This window comes from Ancylomarina sp. YFZ004 (assembly GCF_054254355.1).
Genome location: NZ_JBTCHQ010000027.1, coordinates 1 through 2,905 on the forward strand (window position 1 = coordinate 1; position 2,905 = coordinate 2,905).

General features: G+C 30.5%; 2 protein-coding genes. Both read left to right on the top strand.

The window, feature by feature from the left end:
• The first annotated feature begins 176 nt into the window (after positions 1-176).
• A complete protein-coding gene (locus ACXR6G_RS20035; RefSeq protein ID WP_458363233.1) occupies positions 177-938 on the top strand; it encodes a DUF4145 domain-containing protein in 762 nt (253 codons plus the stop codon).
• 240 nt (positions 939-1,178) lie between these two features.
• Positions 1,179-2,816, top strand: coding sequence for a WD40/YVTN/BNR-like repeat-containing protein (locus ACXR6G_RS20040; RefSeq protein ID WP_458363234.1), 1,638 nt, complete (start codon positions 1,179-1,181; stop codon positions 2,814-2,816).
• Positions 2,817-2,905: the final 89 nt, after the last annotated feature.

A 2,905-nucleotide genomic window follows, 5' to 3' on the forward strand; every position in this document is an offset into this window, starting at 1 on the left:
CGGCAATTTTAAAAGAAAAAAGGTAATATAGAATTTATAAACCTTCTGCCTAACATAAATAGAGCACTTTTGTTTGAGTTGAAGAACTCAATTATCATCAAAGTTATTTTGGCATGAAGAAGTCACAACTAAAATCAATAACTGAGTTTATTGCTTTATAAAATTAAAAACACTTAATGAAGGATTCTATTTGGAGAGATAAATACAGTTTAACAGAAGAAGGACTTGTAGCAACGTGCCCTAACTGTCAAAAATCAAAATTAACTTTTAAAAAGCTTGGTACTCAAATCACTGAAGAAGGGCGTTTTTTAGATGAACAAGGTTACCCGTATGGAATTGAACATCGGTTTATTGGATTTCTAGAGTGTTTAAATAAAAACTGTAATCATTTAGTAAGTATTGCTGGAATTGTACAAAAAGATATATGTAACTCTGGGGAAGATGAATATGGTAGACCCTATGAAGAAAATTTTGACAATTATGTACCACAATATTATTGTCCTAACATCAGATATTTCAATCTAACAAATCAAGTTCCTGATGACATCCGAGAGACTATAGATTTAGCATTTTATCATTATTTTTTCGACACCAATGCTAGTGCTAATAAGATCAGAATCGCGATAGAATTAATTTTAGATAATATTGGTGCTCCAAAAACGGTATGGAATGCTGCTAAAACTAAAAAGATAACGTTGAATAGTCTTCATCAAAGGATCGAGAATTTTTCTAAAAACAACAAAAATGTGGGAACATTGATGCTTGCGAATAAGTACATTGGAAATGACGGAAGTCATATAGGCAACGTTGAAGATGAAGAATTATTAGCCGCTTTTGACAACTTAGAGGAAATAATAGATCAAATCTATATTAAGAAAAGTGAGCAATTAGTGTTAAATGCTGAAAAATTGATTAAAAAAAAGAAAAAAAGCCGATAACAAAAGCTATATGTAATGCGGGGTTTAGCGGGTAAATCAACCGCAGTTCTCCGTTGCAACACCGCCAAATCTTTGATTTGTCAATATATAATTTGAATTAATGTAAATCAAAGTTTTGGCTAAATGCAGGTTTGAAAGTGAAATGCTTCTATGTCCCGCAAAACACATAGCAAGCCCGTTAGTGGCCATTTTAAAAGAAGCCATGGAGGTATAAACGAATTGATTTGTCTTGACTAAAAAATGATGAAAAAAAAACTGTTAATATTAATACTAGGGCTGATTTCAATTGTAAGCTATGGACAAATTGAACCATTCAATTATGAGCTACAAGATTCTTTAATAAACTTGGTTAAAAATAGATTTCCACTAAGTGAATATGATAAATTAGAGCATTTTATGTTCTTTAATTCAGATACTATTGTCGTAGCTGGATACATTTCAAAGGAAGTTCATAATTCACCAAAGAATATAATTTACAAAACAACTAACAGAGGATTCACATGGAAACAAATAAAATTCTCAGGCGATGCATGGATTTATGACACCGATTATAAAAAAAACGGGAAGATATGGATGGGTGGTTCAGATGAATTCATACATTATTCTGACAATTATGGTGAATCGTGGGAAAAGTTTCGAAAACCATTCAAACCAGTAAATAGAGTATTATCGATTTATATGGTTGATTCATTATTTGGTATTGCAGGTGGATTAGACAATGGATTAGCAATTACAACTGATAACTGGTTAACAACAACCCAAATTCCTACACCTTTAGACCAAGGTAAATTTACAATTACAAAAAAATCATCAAGAAATAGAGTTGATAAAATTGCAATCTTTGATTCTCTTGTTTTAATAAATCAAAATGACCATATCTATTTCTCATCTTTAAATCCAATTAATTGGGAAACGTTCAATATTCCTGTAAGAAATTTTACGATTGATAACGTAAAACAAGAAATTTATCTTGAGAGCTTGAAAGGAAAACTTTATGTTTTAGGAAAAAAACTAAATTTAAAAAGGATTGATACGATACATTTTCCAATGTACAGTTATGTAGACACGAGCTATCACAGCATTGAGACAAAAGAGTTCTTTAGTCATAATATTGTTTCAGTTGAGATTATTTCAGTTAAATACGACTTTGACCGTATGTCAGGTGGGTGTTTGAGATTTCCTTTATATAAAGAAAATATTCAGTTAGCTAAATACTTAAACTCAGATTCTTTATTCGTTTTTAAATCTAAAGGCTATAGTAAAAAGGAATCCGCAAAATATTCCTTTACTCATTCTGATTTATCTGAAATATTTAATTCCAAAAATATTAATTACAAGCTTTCCCAAACATCTGATTTATTAAATTTTGGAGAAGATGATTATGACTCGTTTTTGAGCTATTACGATTCTGTAAAGCAAAAGAGAGTTGAAGAAAAAGTTTGGGGCGGTGATTTCACTTACCTTATTAATATAAACGACTCTTCTTTTATTAATTACAAATCAACCCTAAATCAAATAAATTCAGAACTTGTAATACCAATCTACGAGGAAAATATTGACCCATTTCTATATCAATTTGATAATAAGCCATATTTCAGAATGACTATAATAAATGCACAAAATGACACATTGATAATTGATAATAAGACTGCACTACACTATAGCTTGCCGTGGGAAATTAGTTTAAGTGGACATAAAACAATTTCATATAGTCCCCTAATTGCAAAATTTATTCAGACAATCATTCCTAATGACTTTAATAATAATGAGATGTTTTTAGGTGGAGAGCTGATGTATCTGATGATTAATAAAAAGATTATAAATGACTTAGAATATAAACGGCCACTAACACACGGTCATAAAACATTGCGCAGATAGTGCTATGTTTGAACGAAACAACATTTAATTAACGACTTAGCGGGCTGATAAATTTGTACTTCGAAGTGCGCAACGTTTCATACCGCCAT

What these genes read in the sequence shown, in the direction of transcription:
- ACXR6G_RS20035 (WP_458363233.1), top strand. Translation starts at nt 177, where the DNA reads ATGAAGGATTCTATTTGGAGAGATAAATACAGTTTAACAGAAGAAGGA.
- ACXR6G_RS20040 (WP_458363234.1), top strand. Translation starts at nt 1,179, where the DNA reads ATGATGAAAAAAAAACTGTTAATATTAATACTAGGGCTGATTTCAATT.